Source organism: Burkholderia sp. AU27893, assembly GCF_002223205.1.
Classification (GTDB): Bacteria; Pseudomonadota; Gammaproteobacteria; order Burkholderiales; family Burkholderiaceae; genus Burkholderia.
Map to the genome: position 1 here is coordinate 221,004 of NZ_NKFD01000001.1, position 17,408 is coordinate 238,411.

At 68.4% G+C, this 17,408-nt stretch carries 12 protein-coding genes; 7 read left to right on the top strand and 5 right to left on the bottom strand.

Annotated elements, in window-relative coordinates; translation table 11 throughout:
* Positions 1–402: 402 nt before the first annotated feature.
* The 3 genes from CFB47_RS00995 to CFB47_RS01005 all read left to right on the top strand — a co-directional run bounded on the left by CFB47_RS00995 (position 403) and on the right by CFB47_RS01005 (position 7,113).
* The gene (locus tag CFB47_RS00995) at positions 403–2,190 is read left to right on the top strand and encodes a tetratricopeptide repeat protein (RefSeq protein ID WP_089460297.1); all 1,788 of its coding nucleotides are present in this window, start codon (positions 403–405) and stop codon (positions 2,188–2,190) included.
* Positions 2,191–2,431: 241 nt separating this feature from the next.
* Positions 2,432–4,630 (top strand): glycosyltransferase family 41 protein, encoded by a 2,199-nt coding sequence (locus CFB47_RS01000; RefSeq protein WP_089460298.1) that lies wholly within the window; start codon positions 2,432–2,434, stop codon positions 4,628–4,630.
* Positions 4,627–7,113 carry a tetratricopeptide repeat protein gene (locus CFB47_RS01005; RefSeq protein WP_089460299.1) on the top strand — a complete coding sequence of 829 codons (2,487 nt, stop codon included), beginning with the start codon at positions 4,627–4,629 and terminating at the stop codon, positions 7,111–7,113. The genes CFB47_RS01000 and CFB47_RS01005 overlap by 4 nt, the downstream gene beginning before the upstream one ends.
* Before the next feature lie 220 nt (positions 7,114–7,333).
* Here CFB47_RS01005 and CFB47_RS01010 read toward each other — a convergent pair whose 3' ends face one another.
* The 3 genes from CFB47_RS01010 to CFB47_RS01020 form a co-directional block, all read right to left on the bottom strand.
* Entirely contained in the window at positions 7,334–7,630 is a 297-nt protein-coding gene (locus CFB47_RS01010; RefSeq protein WP_089460300.1) for a flagellar protein FliT, read from the bottom strand.
* A 28-nt stretch (positions 7,631–7,658) separates the two neighbouring features.
* On the bottom strand, positions 7,659–9,077 hold the full coding sequence (fliD, locus tag CFB47_RS01015; RefSeq protein ID WP_089455383.1) for a flagellar filament capping protein FliD: 1,419 nt from the start codon (positions 9,075–9,077) through the stop codon (positions 7,659–7,661).
* A 193-nt stretch (positions 9,078–9,270) separates the two neighbouring features.
* The gene (locus tag CFB47_RS01020) at positions 9,271–10,089 is read right to left on the bottom strand and encodes a flagellin domain-containing protein (protein ID WP_089438970.1); all 819 of its coding nucleotides are present in this window, start codon (positions 10,087–10,089) and stop codon (positions 9,271–9,273) included.
* A gap of 543 nt (positions 10,090–10,632) precedes the next feature.
* On the opposite strand from CFB47_RS01020, the gene rpsU reads away from it, so the two are divergent.
* Positions 10,633–10,845, top strand: a complete 213-nt coding sequence (rpsU, locus tag CFB47_RS01025; RefSeq protein ID WP_006401410.1) for a 30S ribosomal protein S21 — start codon at positions 10,633–10,635, stop codon at positions 10,843–10,845.
* 160 nt (positions 10,846–11,005) lie between these two features.
* Here the strand turns inward: rpsU and CFB47_RS01030 are convergent, their stop codons facing one another.
* Positions 11,006–13,129 (bottom strand): TonB-dependent siderophore receptor, encoded by a 2,124-nt coding sequence (locus CFB47_RS01030; RefSeq protein ID WP_089460301.1) that lies wholly within the window; start codon positions 13,127–13,129, stop codon positions 11,006–11,008.
* A gap of 226 nt (positions 13,130–13,355) precedes the next feature.
* Between CFB47_RS01030 and CFB47_RS01040 the strand changes: the two genes are divergently transcribed.
* The gene (locus CFB47_RS01040) at positions 13,356–14,591 is read left to right on the top strand and encodes a PepSY domain-containing protein (RefSeq protein ID WP_089460302.1); all 1,236 of its coding nucleotides are present in this window, start codon (positions 13,356–13,358) and stop codon (positions 14,589–14,591) included.
* Positions 14,592–14,707: 116 nt separating this feature from the next.
* Here the strand turns inward: CFB47_RS01040 and CFB47_RS01045 are convergent, their stop codons facing one another.
* The gene (locus CFB47_RS01045) at positions 14,708–15,310 is read right to left on the bottom strand and encodes a DNA-3-methyladenine glycosylase I (RefSeq protein ID WP_089460303.1); all 603 of its coding nucleotides are present in this window, start codon (positions 15,308–15,310) and stop codon (positions 14,708–14,710) included.
* 142 nt (positions 15,311–15,452) lie between these two features.
* On the opposite strand from CFB47_RS01045, the gene CFB47_RS01050 reads away from it, so the two are divergent.
* Positions 15,453–16,334 (top strand): BadF/BadG/BcrA/BcrD ATPase family protein, encoded by an 882-nt coding sequence (locus tag CFB47_RS01050; RefSeq protein WP_089460304.1) that lies wholly within the window; start codon positions 15,453–15,455, stop codon positions 16,332–16,334.
* Positions 16,335–16,469: 135 nt separating this feature from the next.
* Positions 16,470–17,294 carry a Cof-type HAD-IIB family hydrolase gene (locus CFB47_RS01055; RefSeq protein WP_089460305.1) on the top strand — a complete coding sequence of 275 codons (825 nt, stop codon included), beginning with the start codon at positions 16,470–16,472 and terminating at the stop codon, positions 17,292–17,294.
* The last annotated feature ends 114 nt before the right edge of the window (positions 17,295–17,408 follow it).

Genomic DNA, 17,408 nt, shown 5'->3' on the forward strand with positions numbered 1-17,408 from the left:
GCTCCAGGCACAAAGGGTGTGACCGGACGAGCGCGCGTCGGCGCGGCGGCATCGGAATGCGCAACCGTTCGAGCGTCGCAGGTCGGTCATCTTTCTGCGATCAAGTCTAGCGAGCGCCGCCAGGATCGAATGTCGGATTAGCGGGTGGTTTCACCCCGCATTTCGATGGATTCGCGGGTGTCCGGCGCGCATTCAGGGCGGCCGCGGGGTGCGGCTCGCAGTCGCGGGAATTGCGACCAATTCCAGCACCTGCTCGCCCGATTGGAACGCGGCGTGCGCGGGGAGAATTCGGACACGTCGGAGACCGTCGGTGCGTGCGTCCGCGAGCGAAGGCGTGCGCCGACGCAGCGGTGCCGGCCGCGATTCGAATCCCGTATTGGCTACCAGGACGACCTAAGCATCATGATGCCCACCTCCCCCGCCGCCGCCACGATCGAACAGGCGCTGGCGCACCATCAGGCCGACCGGCTGGAAGAGGCCGAGACGCTGTACCGGCGGATCCTCGACACCGATCCCCGGCACGCGGACGCGCTTCACCTCCTCGGCCTGATCGGCCATCAGTACGGGCGCTATCGGGAGGCATCCGACCTGATCATGGCGGCGATCGAGGTCAAGCCCGACGCGATCTATTACTACAACCTCGGCAACGTGATGCAGGCGGACAACCGTCACGCCGCCGCCGCCGAGTGCTTCCGGCTCGCCATCGAGCTGCGACCCGATTACGTCGATGCGTACAACAACCGCGGCAACGCGCTGCGGCTCGCCGGCGACGCCCGCGCGGCCGTCGATGCGTTCTGCCAGGCCATCGCACTGAAGCCGGACAACGGCCAGGCCTACAACAACCTTGCGAATGCGCTGTTCGACCTGAACGAGATTCCGGCCGCGCTCGAGGCTTACCGGCACGCGGTCGCGCTGCGCCCCGAACTGCCGGAGCCGCGCAGCAACCTGCTGTTCGCGAGCCACTGCAGCGAAGCGTTCGACCACGACGCTTATCTCGCCGAGGCCGCGCGCTATGACGAAGTCGTCACGCGGGGCGCGACGCCGTGGACGGACTGGCTCGTCGACCTGACCGCCCGCGCCGGGCGACCGCTGAAGGTCGGCATCGTGTCGGGCGACCTGAAGGCGCATCCGGTCGGCTATTTCATCGAGAGCATGCTGAAGCATCTCGACGCGAATCGGATCGAGATGCATGCGTACCCGACCCGCGACGTCGAGGACGACGTGACCGCCCGCCTGAAGCCGGCCTTCGCGACGTGGACCTGCATTGCCGGCCTGAGCGACGAAGCGGCGGCCGCGCGGATCCGCGCGGACCGCATCGACGTGCTGCTCGACGCGGCGGGCCACACGGTCCACAACCGCCTGCCGCTGTTCGCGTGGAAGCCGGCGCCGCTGCAGGCGAGCTGGCCCGGTTATTTCGCGAGCACCGGCGTGCGCGCGATCGACTATGTGATCGGCGACCGTCACGTGCTGCCGCCCGCCGAGGCCGCGCATTTCACCGAGCGGCCGTGGCATCTGCCGGACAGCTATCTGTGCTTCACGCCGCCGGCCGAGCCTGTCGACGTCGGCGCGCTGCCGATGCTCGCGAACGGCCATCCGACCTTCGGCTATTTCGGCAAGCTCGCGAAGATCACCGATCGCGTCGTCGCGGTCTGGTCGCGCGTGCTGCAATCGGTCGCGGGCGCGAAGCTGTTCGTGAAGGCGGAGCATCTCGACGATCCACGCGAGCAGCAGGCGCTTGCCGCGCGCTTCGCGGCGCACGGCATCGACGCGCGGCGCCTGATCCTCGAAGGCCGCTCGCCGCGCGCCGAGTACCTGGCCGCGTACCGGCGCGTCGACCTGATGCTGAGCCCGTTCCCGTATCCGGGCGGCACGACGACCGCCGAAGCGCTGTGGATGGGCGTGCCCGTGCTGTGCCGGCGCGGCGAGCGCTTCCTGTCGCACATCGCCGAGAGCCTGCTGCATGCGGCGCGGCTGCCCGAGTGGATCGCGGACGACGATGACACATATGTTGCGCAGGCCGTCGCGCGGGTCGGCCAGCCTGCCGAGCTGGCGGCGCTGCGCACGACGCTGCGCGCGCAGGTGCTCGCGTCGCCGCTGTGCGACGCGCCCCGCTTCGCGCGCCACTTCGAGGATGCACTGCACGGCATGTGGGCGCAGCACGTCGAAGCCGCGCCGGGCGCCTCCGTGTGAGGCCGCTCACGACGTGACGCGCGTGGGCATTTCCACGCCGGCGGCAAGCGGAACATCGCGCCCCTCGCGCTGAACACCGCGCCGGCCGACGTGATCGTCATTCCGGCCGGTGGCGCGTGCGCGACACCGTCGTCGGGATGGTGCGCGATGAGACGGCGGCATCGGCCGTGACGATCGGGCACGGCCGCCGGCTGATCGACTTCGGACGCGAACCGCATCCCTATTGAGCAGAGCAGACGAGATGGACGGAACAGGACAGGCATTGCAGGCGGCGCTCGCGCATCATCAGGCCGGGCGTCTCGCGGAAGCGAAGACGCTGTACGACACGATCCTCACCGCGCAGCCGGGCCAGCCGGATGCGCTGCATTTCCTCGGGTTGCTGGCGTGCCAGCTGAAGCAGTACGACGCGGGGCTCGCATTGATGGAGCAATCGCTCGTCGCGCGGCCGGACGCGTCGTACTTCAACAACCTGGGCAACATGCTGCGCGAAAGCGGCCGGCTCGACGACGCCATCACGCACTACCGTCGCGCGGTGGCGCTGCGGCCGGATTACCCGGAGGCGCACAACAACCTCGGCAACGCGTTGCGCGACGCGCGCGAGCCGACGGCTGCCATGGCGAGCTGCGCACGCGCGATCGAGCTGCGGCCCGATTATGCGCAGGCGTACAACAACCTCGGCAACGCGCTGCAGGATCTGGGCGACCTTGACGGCGCCGCCACGCATTACGGCCGCGCGATCGAGCTGGACCCGTCGATGGCGATGGCCCACGCGAACCTGAGCGCCGTGCGTCACAAGCAACTGCGCTGCGCGGAAGCGCTCACGCATGCGCAGGACGCGATCCGGCTCGCGCCGAACCTCGCCGAAGCGCACAACCACGCGGGCAACGCGTATCACGGACTGGAGCGGCTCGACGCGGCGCAGGCGAGCCATCGCACGGCCGTCACGCTGAATCCGGCGGACGCCGGCGCGTGCCACAACCTGTCCGTCGTGCTGCTGAAGCTGCAGCGGCTCGACGAGGCGCTCGTGTATTGCCGGCAGGCGTTGCAGGCCGGCCCGCCGGCCGTGTTGATGCACGTCAATCTCGGCGACATCCTGCGCGCGCAGGGCAACGTCGATGCCGCGGTCCACGCGTATCGCGATGCGCTTGCGCTGGTGCGCGACGACGCCGACGACGTCGCGGCGACCGTGCTGAACCGGTTGCTGTTCAGCGCGGCGGCGTCCGCTTGCGTAAACCCCGCCGACTACCTGGCCGACGCGCGGCGCTACGGCCGGCACCTGGCCGCGCGTTCGACGCGCTTTACGCACGATCCGCGCGAGCGGGCCGCGCGCGCGGGGGGGCGGCCACTGCGTGTCGGCTTCGTGTCCGGCGACCTGCGCCTGCATCCGGTCGGCATCTTCCTGGAAAGCGTGCTGGCGCACCTCGAGCGCACGCGCATCGACCTGCGCGTGTACGTGACCACGGACGTGGAGGACGCGATCACCGCGAAACTGAAGCCGCACGCGAGCGGCTGGCGCTCGATCGCCGCGCTGGGTCCGGACGCGGCCGCGCGGATGATTCACGACGACGAAATCGACGTCCTCGTCGACCTCGCGGGCCATACGCAGTCGAGCGGGTTGGCCGTGTTCGGCTGGAAACCCGCGCCGGTACAGGCGAGCTGGCTGGGCTTTTTCGCGTCGACCGGCTGCGATGCCATCGATTACTTCATCGGCGACCGCTACACGCTGCCGGACGCCGAAGCGCATCACTTCGTCGAGAAGCCATGGCGGCTGCCGGACAGCTTCCTGTGCTTCACGCCGCCGGCCTGCGACGTCGAGGTCGGCCCGCTGCCGATGGCGGCGAGCAGCCGTCCGACGTTCGGTTGCTTCGGCCAGCTCGTGAAGGTCGGCGACGACGTCGTGCGCGCGTGGTCGCGCATCCTGCACGCGCTGCCGGACGCGCGGCTGCTGCTCAAGGCGCACGAACTCGGCCGCGAGGGCGTGCGCGACGCGACCGCCGCGCGCTTCGCGCGGCATGGCATCGACGCGGACCGGCTGATCCTCGAGGGCGGTTCGCCGCGCGCGGAATACTTCGGCGCCTATAACCGCATCGACGTCGCGCTGAGCCCGTTCCCGTACCCGGGCGGCACGACCTCCGCCGAAGCGCTGTGGATGGGCGTGCCGGTGCTCGGCATGAAGGGCAGCCGGTTCGTCACGCACATCTGCGAGAGCGTGCTGCACGCGGCGGGCATGGGCGAATGGGTTGCTGACGGCGAGGACGCCTACGTCGCGAAGGCGATCGCGGCGGTGCGCGATCGCGAGCAGCTGGCGACGCTGCGCGCCGGGCTGCGCGCGCAGCTGCTCGCGTCGCCGCTGTGCGACGCGCGCCGGTTCGCCGCGCATCTCGAAGCGGCGTTCATCGGCATGTGGCAACGCTATACGAACTCGGAACACGAAGCATGAACGATATCCACGACACGCTGCAGGCGGCGCTGGCGCATCACCAGGCAGGGCGTCTCGCCGAAGCGAAGACGCTGTACGACGCGATCCTCACCGCGCAGCCGGGCCAGCCGGATGCGCTGCATTTCCTCGGGCTGCTGGCGTGCCAGCTGAAGCAGTACGACGCGGGGCTCGCACTGATGGAGCAATCGCTCGTCGCGCGGCCGGACGCGTCGTACTTCAACAACCTGGGCAACATGCTGCGCGAAAGCGGCCGGCTCGATGACGCGATCGCGCACTATCGTCGCGCGGTGGGGCTGCGGCCGGACTATCCGGAAGCGCACAACAACCTCGGCAACGCGTTGCGCGACGCGCGCGAACCGACGGCTGCGATGCAGAGCTGTGCGCGCGCGATCGAGCTGCGGCCCGGTTACGCGGAGGCATACAACAACCTCGGCAACGCGCTGCAGGATCTCGGCGAGCACGAAGCGGCGGCCGCGAGCTACGCCAAGGCGGTCGCACACCAGCCGCAGTACGCGGATGCGTACTGCAATCTCGGCAACGCGCTGCATGCGCAGGAGAAATTCGACGATGCCGCGGAGGCCTATCGTCGCGCCATCGCGCTGCAACCGGGCTTCCGCGTCGCGCACCAGGGGTTGAGCGCGACGCTGCGCGCGGCAGGTGATCTGCGGGGTGCGGTCGACCATGCGCGCGAGGGGCTCGATCCGGGCGACGCGGACGCGCACTGCGTACTGGCCAGGCTGCTGCAGCGCATCGGCGATTTCGACAAGGCGCTCGAACTGCTCGAGCAGGCGGTCGCGATCGACCCTGCGCATGCACGGGCATGGGCGTGGCTCGGCGATGTGCGCAACCAGCAGGGCGAATACGGGCAGGCGGTGCAGGTGTGCCGGCGTGCGATTGAGCTTGATCCCGAACTGGCCGACGCATACAACTTCCTTGGCTTCGCGTATCACAACCTCAACTTGCTGGCCGCCGCGGAGTTGAGCCACCGGCATGCGATCGACCTGAACCCGGACGATGCCGACGCGCATCACAACCTCGCCGCCGCGCTGTTTCGGCTCGAGAAGCTCGACGAGGCGATGAAGCACACCGAGATCGCGCGGGAGCTCGGCATCGATCCGCTGAAGGTCCAGATGACGCTCGGCGACATCCTGTGGGCGAAAGGCGATCTCGCCGGCGCGCTGGACGCATTCCGCACGGCGATCCGGTTCGACCTGCATCGCGCGTACTCGCGGATGCTGTTCAACATGTCGAGTTCGCCCGCGTTCGAGCCGCAGGAGTGGGTCGCCGAAGCGCGCCGCTACGGCGAGCATCTCGAGCGCGACGCGCGTCCGTTCGAGCACGACCGCGCGCAGCGCATCGCGCAGGCGCAGGGGCGGCCGCTACGCGTCGGCTTCGTGTCGGGCGACCTGCGCCAGCACCCGGTCGGCATCTTCCTGGAAAGCGTGCTCGCGCGGATCGACCGGTCGCGCATCGAGCCGCACGCCTATGTGACGTTCGTCGGCGAGGACGATGTGACCACGCGGCTCCGGCCGAACTTCGCGAGCTGGAAGAAGGTGGTCAGCCTGGGCCGCGAGGAGGCCGCGCAACTGATTCGCGACGACGGCATCGACATCCTGATCGATATGGCAGGCCATACCAACTGGAGCGGCCTGCCGATCTTCGGGCACAAGCCCGCGCCGGTGCAGGCGAGCTGGCTCGGTTTCTTCGCGACGACCGGTTGCCGCGCGATCGACTATTTCATCGGCGATGCGCATACGCTACCGGCCGACGAGGCGCATCACTTCACCGAACGGCCGTGGCGGCTGCCGGACAGCTACCTGTGCTTCACGCCGCCGCCGTACGATGTCGCGGTCGGCCCGCTGCCGATGGCGGCTCATGGCGGCATCACGTTCGGCTGTTTCGGCAAGCTGATCAAGATCAGCGACGAGGTCGTCGCGCTGTGGTCGCGCATCCTGCACGCGCTGCCGGACGCGCGCCTGCTGCTGAAGGCCCATGAGCTCGGCGCCGGCGATGTGAACCAGGCGACGCTCGACCGCTTCGCGCGGCACGGCATCGGCGCGGAGCGGCTGATTCTCGAAGGCGGTTCGCCGCGTGCGGAGTACTTCGCCGCGTATAACCGCATCGACATCGCGCTGAGCCCGTTCCCGTACCCGGGCGGCACGACCACGGCCGAAGCGCTGTGGATGGGCGTGCCGGTGCTCGGGATGAAGGGCGGCCGGTTCGTCACGCACATTTGCGAAAGTCTGCTGCACGCGGCGGGCATGGGCGAATGGATCGCGGAAGACGAGGCGGCGTACCTCGCGAAGGCCGTCGCGTTCGCGCGCGACCGCGACGGGCTGGCGACGCTGCGTGCAACGCTGCGCGAGCGCGCGCTCGCGTCGCCGCTGTGCGACGCGTCGCGCTTCGCGCGCAACCTGGAGGACGCGCTGCACGGCATGTGGGCCTGCTACGCGTCCGGCGAGACGGCGCCCGGGGGCGCGTGACGAGCAGGATCGCGCCACGGCTGGAAGCCGCGCTCGCGCATCATCGGGCCGGCCGCCCGAGATGATTGACGCGGCCGTAGCCGGCGCGATCCGGCTCGCGCTGCCGCCCGTCGGCGAAAAAAAGCCGCATTGAAGCGGCTCGACGGTACGGCGACAACGGTCCGCTCGACTGGCGGCGTCTTTTAATTCGACCTGCGCGGCGGGCGCGACGCCCGGCCGGTCACAGCAAGCCGGCCTTCTGGTACTGGCTCGCGGCCTTGATCCGCTCCTGGGACTGCGCAAATTCCGCAGCCAGGCGGTCGCGGTCCGTCTGCGCATGCTCGGTGATCGACGCGTCGATCGCCATGATCTGCCGCACCTGGTCCAGCGCGTCCGGGGTCTGCTCGCCGGTCAGGTTCATCAGCAGCGGCGAGCGTTCGTCGACGAGGGCCGCGACGCGCACCCAGTCGCGTGCGTCCGCCGCCGACTGCATGGCACGGGTCAGGTCGAAGGCGCGGGACAGGGTGTCGTTCGTCATGGTCAGTTCCGTTCGGTGCGGTTGCGACTTACTTGTTGGTGGCCATCGCGCCCGCGCTGTTCTGGCCGCCGAACAGCTGGGTCAGGTAGCGGGTGTTGTTCGCCATCTGCGCCATCAGCGTGTTCAGCGCGGTGAACTGCGCGGTGTATTGCGTGGTCAGCTGGTTCGAGTAGGTCTGCAGTTGCGTGGCCTGATTCTGCACGCTCGTCAGGTCGGCATTGATCGCGGTGGTGCGCTGGTCGATCAGGCCGGACGTCTGCGTGTACGTGTTGATGTTCGCATTGAGCGCCTGGGCGATGCCGTTCGTCTGGTTGAAGATCGCCGTCACCGCGGAACTGTTCGACTTGAGCGCGGTGGTCAGCGCGGCGGTGTCGACCGACATCGCGCCGGTCGAGTCCACGTTGATGCCGATGCTGCCGAGCGCATAGGTCGTGCCGCCCGTCGTGACGCCGCTGCTGAGCGTCGTCGCGAGCGTGTTCCTGATCGTGTTCATCATCGCGTCGCCGAGCAGCGGGCCGGCGGTCTTCGCCGTCGGGTCGTAGCTCGTCAGCGATTTCGCGGTAGTCACGAAGTTGGTATATGCGGTCGCGAAATTGGTGATCGCGGTCGTCGCCGCGGCCGTGTCCTGCGACAGCGTGACGGTTTGCGTCGTGCCGACAGCGGCCTGCGACAGCGCCAGCGTGACGCCCGTCAGCGCGCCCGTCACGTTGTTCGACGCGCTCGACACCGGCGTGCCGTCGATCGTCAGCTTCGCGTCGGCGGCCGGCGTGACCGTCGTGTACCCCGACGTCAGTTTCGAGTTGACGCCCGTGCCCGAGATCGAGATCGTGTTGGCCGCGCCGGTGGCGTTCGACTGCATCACGAGATGCTGGCCGTCCGAACCGGTGATGACCGACGCGGTGACGCCGGCATTGCCGGACGCGGAGTTGATCGACGACGCGATGTCGGACAGCGATGCGCCGGCCGCCACGTTGACGTTGAATGCGGGGTTGCTGCCGAACGTGATGCTCAGCGAGCCGGCCGAGATCGTGTCCGCCGACGTCACGCCGGCCGACGACAGCTTGTTGGCGGTCGCGAGCTGCGTGACATTGACCGAATACGAACCGGCCACCGCGCCGCTGCCGCTCGTGACCGTCGTCGCGACACCGCTGCCGCTCGCCGTCGCGGCCAGGCTGCCGAGCGTGGTGCCGTTCGAGAGGCCGGTGAGCGCGGTCTGCAGCGCGGACAGCGCACTCTTCAACTGGCCGATCGCGGACAGCTGCGTGTTGTCGTTCGTCTGGCGGGTCTGCAGGGTCTGCAATTGCCCGGCCGTCTTCGCGTTCACCAGCGTCGTGACGAGCGTGTTGACGTCGAGCGACGAATTGGTCGCGCCGCTGATGATCGACTGTCCGGCCTGCGACAGGAGGGTGGTGATGTCCGTGCTGCTGACGGGGGTCGTGGTGGCCATGCCGTTGCTCCGGTCGTCCGCGCAATCAACGTGCGCGATGCGGCGGGGCGCCGCGGTTCAATGCAAAGAGGGAGGCGTGCCTCCCTGGAAAATTCTGGTCTGGGCGGTTTCGGCGGCGTCGCGATGCGTTGCATGGCGACGCCGCCGGGCCCGGAGGCGGGCGGGCGCGTGGCCCGCCGCGGGTGCTGCTCGATTAGCCGAGGAGCTTCAGGACTTGCTGCGGCAGCGAGTTCGCTTGCGCCAGAACCGAGATACCGGCTTGTTGCAGCACTTGCGCCTTGCTCAGGTTCGCCGTTTCCGTCGCGAAGTCCGCGTCGGTGATCTGCGAGCGAGCGGCGGTCATGTTGGTTGCCTGGGTTTGCGTCGTCGAGATCGCAGCCTGGAACGTGTTCTGTGCTGCGCCGAGCGTTGCCTGGAACGTGTTGACTTGCTTCAGTGCCGCGTCGATTGCCGTGATCGCCGATTGCGCGCCCGACTGGGTGGCGACGCTCAGGGTGTTCACGCTCATGCCCGTGCTGTTCCAGTTCGCCGTGCCGAAGTCGACGGTAACGACCTGGTTCGCTGCTGCGCCGATCTGGAACGTGACGCTGCCTGCGCCGCCCAGGATGGTCTGGCTGTTGAACGTCGTTTGCGATGCGACACGGTCGATTTCGCCGAGACGCGTCGACACTTCAGCTTGCAGGTTCGCGCGAGCGCTCGAATCCAGCGAGCCGTCGCCGGCTTGTTGCGCCAGCGTACGGATACGCTGCAGGTTGTCGACCGTCGATTGCAGCGCGCCGTTGGCGGTCTGGATCATCGAGATGCCGTTGTTCGCGTTTGCAACACCTTGCGTCAGCGCATTGATTGCCGCCGTTTGCGACGTCGAGATCGCCAGGCCGGCTGCATCGTCAGCAGCGGTGTTGATGCGCTTGCCCGACGACAGGCGGTTGATTGCTTGCGACAGTGCGCTTTGCGAGCCCGACAGATTCGTCTGCGTCGTCAGCGAAAGGATGTTGGTGTTGATGTTCAGCATTTGCTTCCTCGTTTTGGAAAATGCCTGGGATACAGACAGGTTCTGATATCGGCGTTGCGCTTTATCGCGACTGGCGCTGCCCGCCTTTCCTGGTTGACGGCGGCACCCGGCGAAAACTTTAGAGGGATGTTTGGGTAAATTCGGGACGGAAGGATGGTTGTCGGCCGAAAGGCCCGCCCGGCTTGGCCGGCCGGGCCGCCGGCAGGCGCGGCGCCCGGCCCCGTTCGACGCGATGAGCGGCCGCGCCACGCGGAGCGACGAACCGGGGAATGCAAAAGGGTAGTTTTGTCTGTGATTCTCTGCTATGATGGCGGGCTGAATTGAGATTTCTGTCAAGCCTCTGCCGTTTTCGGCATGTCTGCTGGCAGTCAAACGCGGCGCTGCACGCGGTTGTGAAGCGTACTCGCGGTGCTTTCCGCCTCTCTTTTCCGGCCTCCGAGGCCGTATTTCCGCTCGTTTCGCCTGTTTGTGGGGACGCTCGGATGGCCGGTGCGTGGCGCTTGGCCGCTACGTTTTTGACCGTTTAAGCAATTTAGGAACGACATGACGACGATTCTTCTGAAAGAAAACGAGCCGTTCGAAGTGGCGATTCGCCGCTTTCGCCGTGCTATCGAAAAAAATGGCCTGATCGCTGAACTGCGCGAACGCCAGTCCTACGAAAAGCCGACCGCAGTCCGCAAGCGCAAGAAGGCAGCAGCCGTCAAGCGCCTGCACAAGCGCCTGCGCAGCCAGATGCTGCCGAAGAAGCTCCACTAAGAGCGTCTTACGGTTCGCCGCGAAACGGCGGAGCGTGCTTCGAAAGAAGCCGCTCCGCCGTTTTGCTTTTGGGGTCCGGGAAAATCCCGGGGGGCCGTGGCGGGGCGGCCATTCCGGCTAGTGGCTGATGGCCGGCGGTTTGCGACCGCCGGGCCGCCGTTCAGAAGTCGATCTTCGCGCTCAGGCTCACCGTGCGCGGGTCGCCCGGCTTCACGTAGTCCGCGTACTGGTATTCCCAGTAACGGCGGTTCAGCACGTTGTCGATCGACGCGCGCAGCGTCACATCGTGGCGGCCGACCCGGGTCAGGTAGCGTGCCCCCGCATTGACGACGAGAAAACCCGGCGCGTCGAGGCCGCCGGCCGCGCGCAGCGGCGTCGCGCCGGTGAATTTCGCGTCGACGCCGAGCGTCAGCCCCGGCACGCCCGGCACCGCGTAGCCGATGTCGCCGGCGAGCACGAAACGTGGCGCGCCCGCGACACGGTTGCCGTTGTTGCCGATCCCGTTCGCGTACCACGCGTCGAGCAGCATCGCGTCGACGCCTGCGTTCCAGCGCGCGCCGAATTTCGCACGGGCACCGAACTCGATCCCCTGGATGATCGATTCGCCGTCCTGCACGTAGACGTTCGCGGCGTTCGCGTATTCGGCGCTGCGCTCGATGCGGAACAGCGCGGCCGTCGCGCTCCAGCGCGCGTGCTCGCTCTTGATCCCCAGCTCGTATTGCTTGCTGCGCAGCGGCTTGAGCACCTGGCCGGCGTTCGCGTAGACGTCGTTCACGCGGCTGCCGGGCTCGAGCGATTCGGCGTAGCTCGCGTAAGCGGTGGTGGTCGGCGCGAGCTTGACCATCACCGCGAACGTCGGCGTGACCACGCCGTTCTGGCGGTAGCCGGGATCCTCGGCGCCGCTCGCCTGGAACGAGCGCTGCTCGTAGTTCATGTAGCGCACGCCGGCGAGCACCGACCACCGCTCGGTGAGCTGCACGGTGTCGCTCGCGAACAGCGACTTCTGCACGATCTCGCTCGTGCGGTACTGGATGAAGCCGTGCGGGCTGTCGTAGCGGTACGGGTTCGGCGCATACAGGTTGCCGGCGCCGAGCGGCACGAACACGCTGTTCGCCGAATAGTCGTTCGCCTGCTTCTGCCACGACGCGCCGAGCACGATCTGGTGGCTGAACGGGCCCGTGCGCACCTTGCCCTCGACCATCGCGCGCCACTGGCTGAAGCGGTGATCCTCCATCCCGACGTAGCGGCTGTCGGTGTAGTTGCCGGCCGCGTCCTGCAGGTACAGCGTGCTTTCGTTGCGGCGGCGCGTCGCCTTGCTGTAGCTGTACGCGACGTCGAGCTGCCAGTCGGGCGCGAACTGGTATTGCAGCCCGGCCGTGTAGAGCTGCAGGTTCGTGTTCAGGTACTGGTCCTTGCCGCCGAGGTTCGTCGTGCCGCCGCTGATCGTCGCGGGCAGTGCGCCGCCCGGGTAGCTGCCGGTGAAGATCGACGGCGTCTGGCCCGTCGTGCGGCGGTCCTGGTACAGCGCGCCGAACGTCACCGACAGGTCGCGCGTCAGGTTCGCCTGCAGCGCGAGCGAGACGCTGTCGCGGCGGATGTTGCCGTCGTTGTACGTCTTGCCTTCCTCGTGCGTCGCGTTCAGCCGTGCGCCGAACATGCCGTTCGGCCCGAAGCGCTGGCCGAGATCGACGTGCTCGGTCCACACGTTGGTGCTCCGGTAGCCGACGTCGACGCTGCGCACGGGTTCGACACCCGGCTGCTTCGTCACGTAGTTGACGACGCCGCCGGGCGTCACGAAGCCGTACAGGAACCCGCCGAGCCCTTTCAGCAGCTCGACGCGGTCGAGCTGTTCGTACGGCATCGTGATCCCGTACGTGACGAACGGCAGCCCGTCGATCTTGTAGCCGTTCTGCCAGTCGAGCTGCATGCCGCGCACGGTCATGTAGCTGGCCCATGCGCTGTACGCGCCGCTGTTGTCGGACACCGATGCGTCGTTCGCGAACACGTCGCCGAGCTTGTACGGCTGGCGTGCCTCGAGCTCCTCCGACGTGACGATCGTCGTCGAGAACGGCGTGTCGAGCTGGCGGCGCGTGCCGAGCGCACCGGTGGAGAGCGTGTCGGTCAGGTGCTGCGGCGAGTCATGCGCAGCGGTGACGTTGATGGCCGGCAACGCCGTGGCGCCGCCGGGCGTATCGTCCGCGTGCGCGAGCGACGCGGCAACGCAGGCAAGGGCGGCGGCCACGCGACGTGGGCGGACAGGAGGGCGGGCGAGGCTGGCGGTCATGGCGGGTAAGTAAAAATGCAAGTGAGAAGCATTCGCATTTAGATAAAATGTTGCGCATCGTATCAAAACCCGTCGAACGCGCAACAATTCCATGCCGCGTGCAAGGGCATCCGGCCTCGCCAGCGGCGGCCGGCCGGCTCGTGCGCGGCGCCTGACCGCAAATGACCTGCATCCCGTTGAACCGGGGCCGCGCATGCCGGCCCGTTTTCCCTTCCCAGGGCGCGCGATGAACGCGTTCCTGCGGCCGTTTCTCGTCCGCCTGCATCGCTGGTTCGGCCTCGCGATCGCGCTGTTTCTGTTCGTCGCGGGCCTTACCGGCGCGCTGATCGCGTGGGATCACGAACTCGACGCGGCACTGAACCCGGACTTCTACACCGCCCGTAGCGATGCGGCGCGGCTTGATCCGCTCGCGCTCGCGACGCGCATCGAGGCTGCCGATCCGCGCGTGCAGGTGACCTATCTGCCGCTCGCGATCGAGCCGGGCCACACGCTGCAGGCAGGCGTGATGCCGCGCACCGACCCGGCAACGGGCCAGCCGTACGTTCTCGGCTTCAGCCAGATCGCCGTCGATCCCGCGACCGGTGCGGTGCAAGGCCGCCGCGAATGGGGCGCGCTGTCGGTCGCGCGGCTCGACCTGATGCCGTTCATCTACCGGCTGCACTACTCGCTGTTCCTGCCCGTGTACGGCGGGATCAACTTCGGGTTCTGGGTAATGGGCGTCGTCGGCATCGCATGGGCGATCGACTGCCTGATCGCGCTCGTGCTGGCGTTTCCGAACCCGAAGAGCTGGCGCAAGTCGTTCGCGTTCCGCGTGCGCCGCGGCGGCTATCCGCTGGTGTTCGACCTGCACCGCTCGGGCGGCGTGTGGGTGTGGGGGCTGCTGCTGGTCGTCGCGGTCACGTCGATCTCGATGAATCTCGCCGTGCCCGTCGTGCGGCCGCTGGTATCGCTGGTGTCGCCGCTGGCCGAGACGCCGTACACGAATCCCGAACACTTCCCGCCCGCCGCGCCGGGCAGCACGATGCTGCCGCGCGAGCGGATCGTCGAGATCGCGCGCGCGGCCGGGCGCGACGCAGGTTTCGCCGCGCCGCCCGGCGCGCTGCTGTTCGCGCCGGCGATGAATGCCTATGCGGTCGGGTTCTTTACGCCCGGCAACGATCACGGCGACGTCGGGCTCGGCAATGCGTGGCTTTACTGGGACGCCGTGACCGGCAAGCCCGTCGCCGCCCAGGTGCCGGGCCGCGGTTCGGCCGGCGACCTGTTCATGCAGGCGCAGTTTCCGCTGCACTCGGGGCGGATCGCCGGCGTCGCGGGGCGTGCCGCGGTGAGCGCGCTCGGTATCGTGATCGCGATGCTGAGCGTGACGGGCGTCTGCATCTGGGTGAAGAAGCGCAGCGCCCGTGTGCGGGCCGCGCGCAGCACCCGGGCGGTTGGACCGGCGTCGTCGCGCGCCGCAAGGTGAGGGGGGCGCGCCGCGCAGCGCGTCGAGAGCGGTGAGCGGGCGGCGTAACCGGCGCTGGGCCGTGGTAACCGGCTGGCAGGCGGCAGCTGCCCGCGCCGACGGCCCGCCTCGCCCCGTCAGCCCGCCTTGCGCCGGCGTGCGGCCGGCTTGCCGCCGAGCGCCGCGCATTGCCCGTGGCACGGGCAACCGACCTCGTGATCGTTGACCATGCCGGTGGCCTGCATCAGCGCGTAGCAGATCGTCGACCCGACGAACTTGCAGCCATACGCCTTCAGCGCTTTGCTGAGCGCGTCGGACTGTTCGGTCGACGCGGGCGCGTCGCGGTACGACTGCCACGCGTTCTGGACCGGCGTATCGCCGACGAACGACCACAGGAACGCGGCGAGCGACCCGTGCTCTTCGCGGATGCGCTGCACGGCGCGCGCATTGGTGACCGCCGATTCGACCTTCGCGCGGTTGCGCACGATGCCGGGATTCTCCAGCAGCTTCTCGATACGTTTCGGCGTGAAGCGCGCGACGGCATCGACGTCGAAATCCGCAAAGGCTTCGCGATAGCCCGCGCGCTTGTTCAGGATCGTCGACCACGACAATCCGGCCTGCGCGCCTTCCAGGATCAGCATTTCGAACAGGTGGCGATCGTCGTGCGACGGCACGCCCCACTCGGTATCGTGATAGTGAGCATCCGCTTCCGTCTTCACCCAGTTGCACCGCTGCGACATCGTCTGCCTCGCTTTCCGTTTCGATTCGATCGCGTCAGCATAGCGGAAGCCCTTTTCATGGAACAGCCGGCCGAACGGCAGATGGGCGCACGGCGCCGATCCGGTTAAGCTTGGCGCCTGTTCGAATCAGCGGGATGAAGGCATGGCGGCATTACTTTTTGCGATCGGCATCGACGGCGGCGGCACGGGCACGCGCGCGGTGCTGGCCGACCGGCACGGGCGCGAGCTCGCGCAGGGGCGCGGCGGCCCGTCGGGGCTCGGGCTCGGCATCGAGCGCGCGTGGGCGTCGATCGGCGCAGCCTGCGCGGACGCATTCACCCAGGCCGGTTATGCATTCGACTGGTCGCAGTGCGCGCTCGGCTGCGGGCTCGCGGGCGTCAACAATGCGGCGTGGCTGGCCGCGTTCCGCACGCAGGCGCCGCTCGGCGCGCTCGCGGTCGAAAGCGACGCCTATACGACCGTCGTCGGCGCCCACGGCGGCGCGCCGGGGCTGATCGTCGCGCTCGGCACCGGCAGCATCGCCGCCGCGCTCGATGCGGCCGGCGCGTGCCGGATCGCCGGCGGCTTCGGCTTCCCGTCCGGCGACGAGGCGAGCGGCGCATGGCTCGGCATGCGCGCGCTCGCGTATGCGCAGCAGGCGCTCGACGGCCGCGTGCCGCGCGATGCGTTCGCCAGCGCGCTGCTCGCAGAAACAGGCGCGCAGGATCGCGACGCGCTCGTCCAGTGGTCGTGCGATGCGAACCAGACGATCTACGCGCGGCTTGCGCCGATCGTGTTCGCGCATCGTGCGCATCCGGTCGCGAGCGCGCTGATCGCGCAGGCGGGCGACGAGATCGGCAAGATGATCGACGCGCTCGATCCGCAGCAGGCGCTGCCGGTCGCGCTGTGCGGCGGATTAGCGGAAGCCCTCGCACCGGCCGTGCCGGCGCGCCACGCCGGGCGGCTGCGCGCGCCGCTCGACGATTCCGCGCACGGCGCGCTGCGGCTCGCGCTGCAGGCGCTGCGGGCAGCGGAAGGGCGCTGACGGCGTGTCGAGGCGGGAGGGCAGCACACCGCAACCGCGCCGCAGGCGGCAATCGGCCGGAACCATCCGGCGGGCAACCGGGCCCGACGTTAAAATGGCCGTTCCGCAGAGCCCTGAGCGCCTTTCTCCCGTCCCATGTACAAAGTCATCGCCACCGATCTCGACGGTACCCTGCTGAACAGCGATCACCAGCTCGATCCGTACACGATCGACACCGTCCGCCGGCTCGACCGCGACGGCCTGCAGTTCGTGATCGCCACCGGGCGCCATTACGCGGACGTCGCCGGCATTCGCGACGTGCTCGGCATCCGGCCGTACCTGATCACGTCGAACGGCGCGCGCGTGCATGCGCCGGACGACACGACGATCCACGCGCAGGACATCGATCCGGCGATCGTCCGCGGCCTGGTGCAGCCCGATGTCGTCGGCGCGCATGGCCGCGTGATCGTCAACCTGTTCACCGACCAGGGCTGGCTGATCGACCGCGACGCGCCGCACCTGCTCGAATTCCACCAGGATTCGGGCTTCCGCTACGACGTGATCGACATGCCCGCGCATGACGGCGCGGATATCGCGAAGGTGCTGTACATCGGCGATCCGGCCGATCTGGCGGTCGTCGCCGAGCAGATGCGCGTGCGCTTCGGCGATGCGCTGTACGTCACGTACTCGCTGCCCGACTGCCTCGAGGTAATGACCGCGAACGTGTCGAAGGGCCGCGCGTTGCGCTCGGTGCTCGCACGGCTCGGCGTCGACACCGGCCACTGCATCGCGTTCGGCGACAACATGAACGATATCGACCTGCTCGAAACCGCCGGCCACGCGTTCATGATGAACAACGCGAATCCCGACCTGGTCGCGCGGCTTCCGCACATCCCGCGGATCGGCAACAACTTCGACGCGGGCGTCGCCCGCCACCTGCGCACGCTGTTCTCGCTCGAAGACAACGTCGCCGCCTCCTGAGCGCCCTGCGGGGGCGGAAATGAAAAACGGGCGCCTGTGGCGCCCGTCGAAATAACCTGCCTCGATCTTCTTCGACAGCGTGAGGCTCGCTGCTCTGCTCGCTTGACCCCGTAG

Bases quoted from the DNA above. Each gene is read 5' to 3' on its own strand.
- CFB47_RS00995 (WP_089460297.1), top strand. From the start codon at position 403: ATGATGCCCACCTCCCCCGCCGCCGCCACGATCGAACAGGCGCTGGCG.
- CFB47_RS01000 (WP_089460298.1), top strand. From the start codon at position 2,432: ATGGACGGAACAGGACAGGCATTGCAGGCGGCGCTCGCGCATCATCAG.
- CFB47_RS01005 (WP_089460299.1), top strand. From the start codon at position 4,627: ATGAACGATATCCACGACACGCTGCAGGCGGCGCTGGCGCATCACCAG.
- CFB47_RS01010 (WP_089460300.1), bottom strand. From the start codon at position 7,630: ATGACGAACGACACCCTGTCCCGCGCCTTCGACCTGACCCGTGCCATG.
- fliD (WP_089455383.1), bottom strand. From the start codon at position 9,077: ATGGCCACCACGACCCCCGTCAGCAGCACGGACATCACCACCCTCCTG.
- CFB47_RS01020 (WP_089438970.1), bottom strand. From the start codon at position 10,089: ATGCTGAACATCAACACCAACATCCTTTCGCTGACGACGCAGACGAAT.
- rpsU (WP_006401410.1), top strand. From the start codon at position 10,633: ATGACGACGATTCTTCTGAAAGAAAACGAGCCGTTCGAAGTGGCGATT.
- CFB47_RS01030 (WP_089460301.1), bottom strand. From the start codon at position 13,129: ATGACCGCCAGCCTCGCCCGCCCTCCTGTCCGCCCACGTCGCGTGGCC.
- CFB47_RS01040 (WP_089460302.1), top strand. From the start codon at position 13,356: ATGAACGCGTTCCTGCGGCCGTTTCTCGTCCGCCTGCATCGCTGGTTC.
- CFB47_RS01045 (WP_089460303.1), bottom strand. From the start codon at position 15,310: ATGTCGCAGCGGTGCAACTGGGTGAAGACGGAAGCGGATGCTCACTAT.
- CFB47_RS01050 (WP_089460304.1), top strand. From the start codon at position 15,453: ATGGCGGCATTACTTTTTGCGATCGGCATCGACGGCGGCGGCACGGGC.
- CFB47_RS01055 (WP_089460305.1), top strand. From the start codon at position 16,470: ATGTACAAAGTCATCGCCACCGATCTCGACGGTACCCTGCTGAACAGC.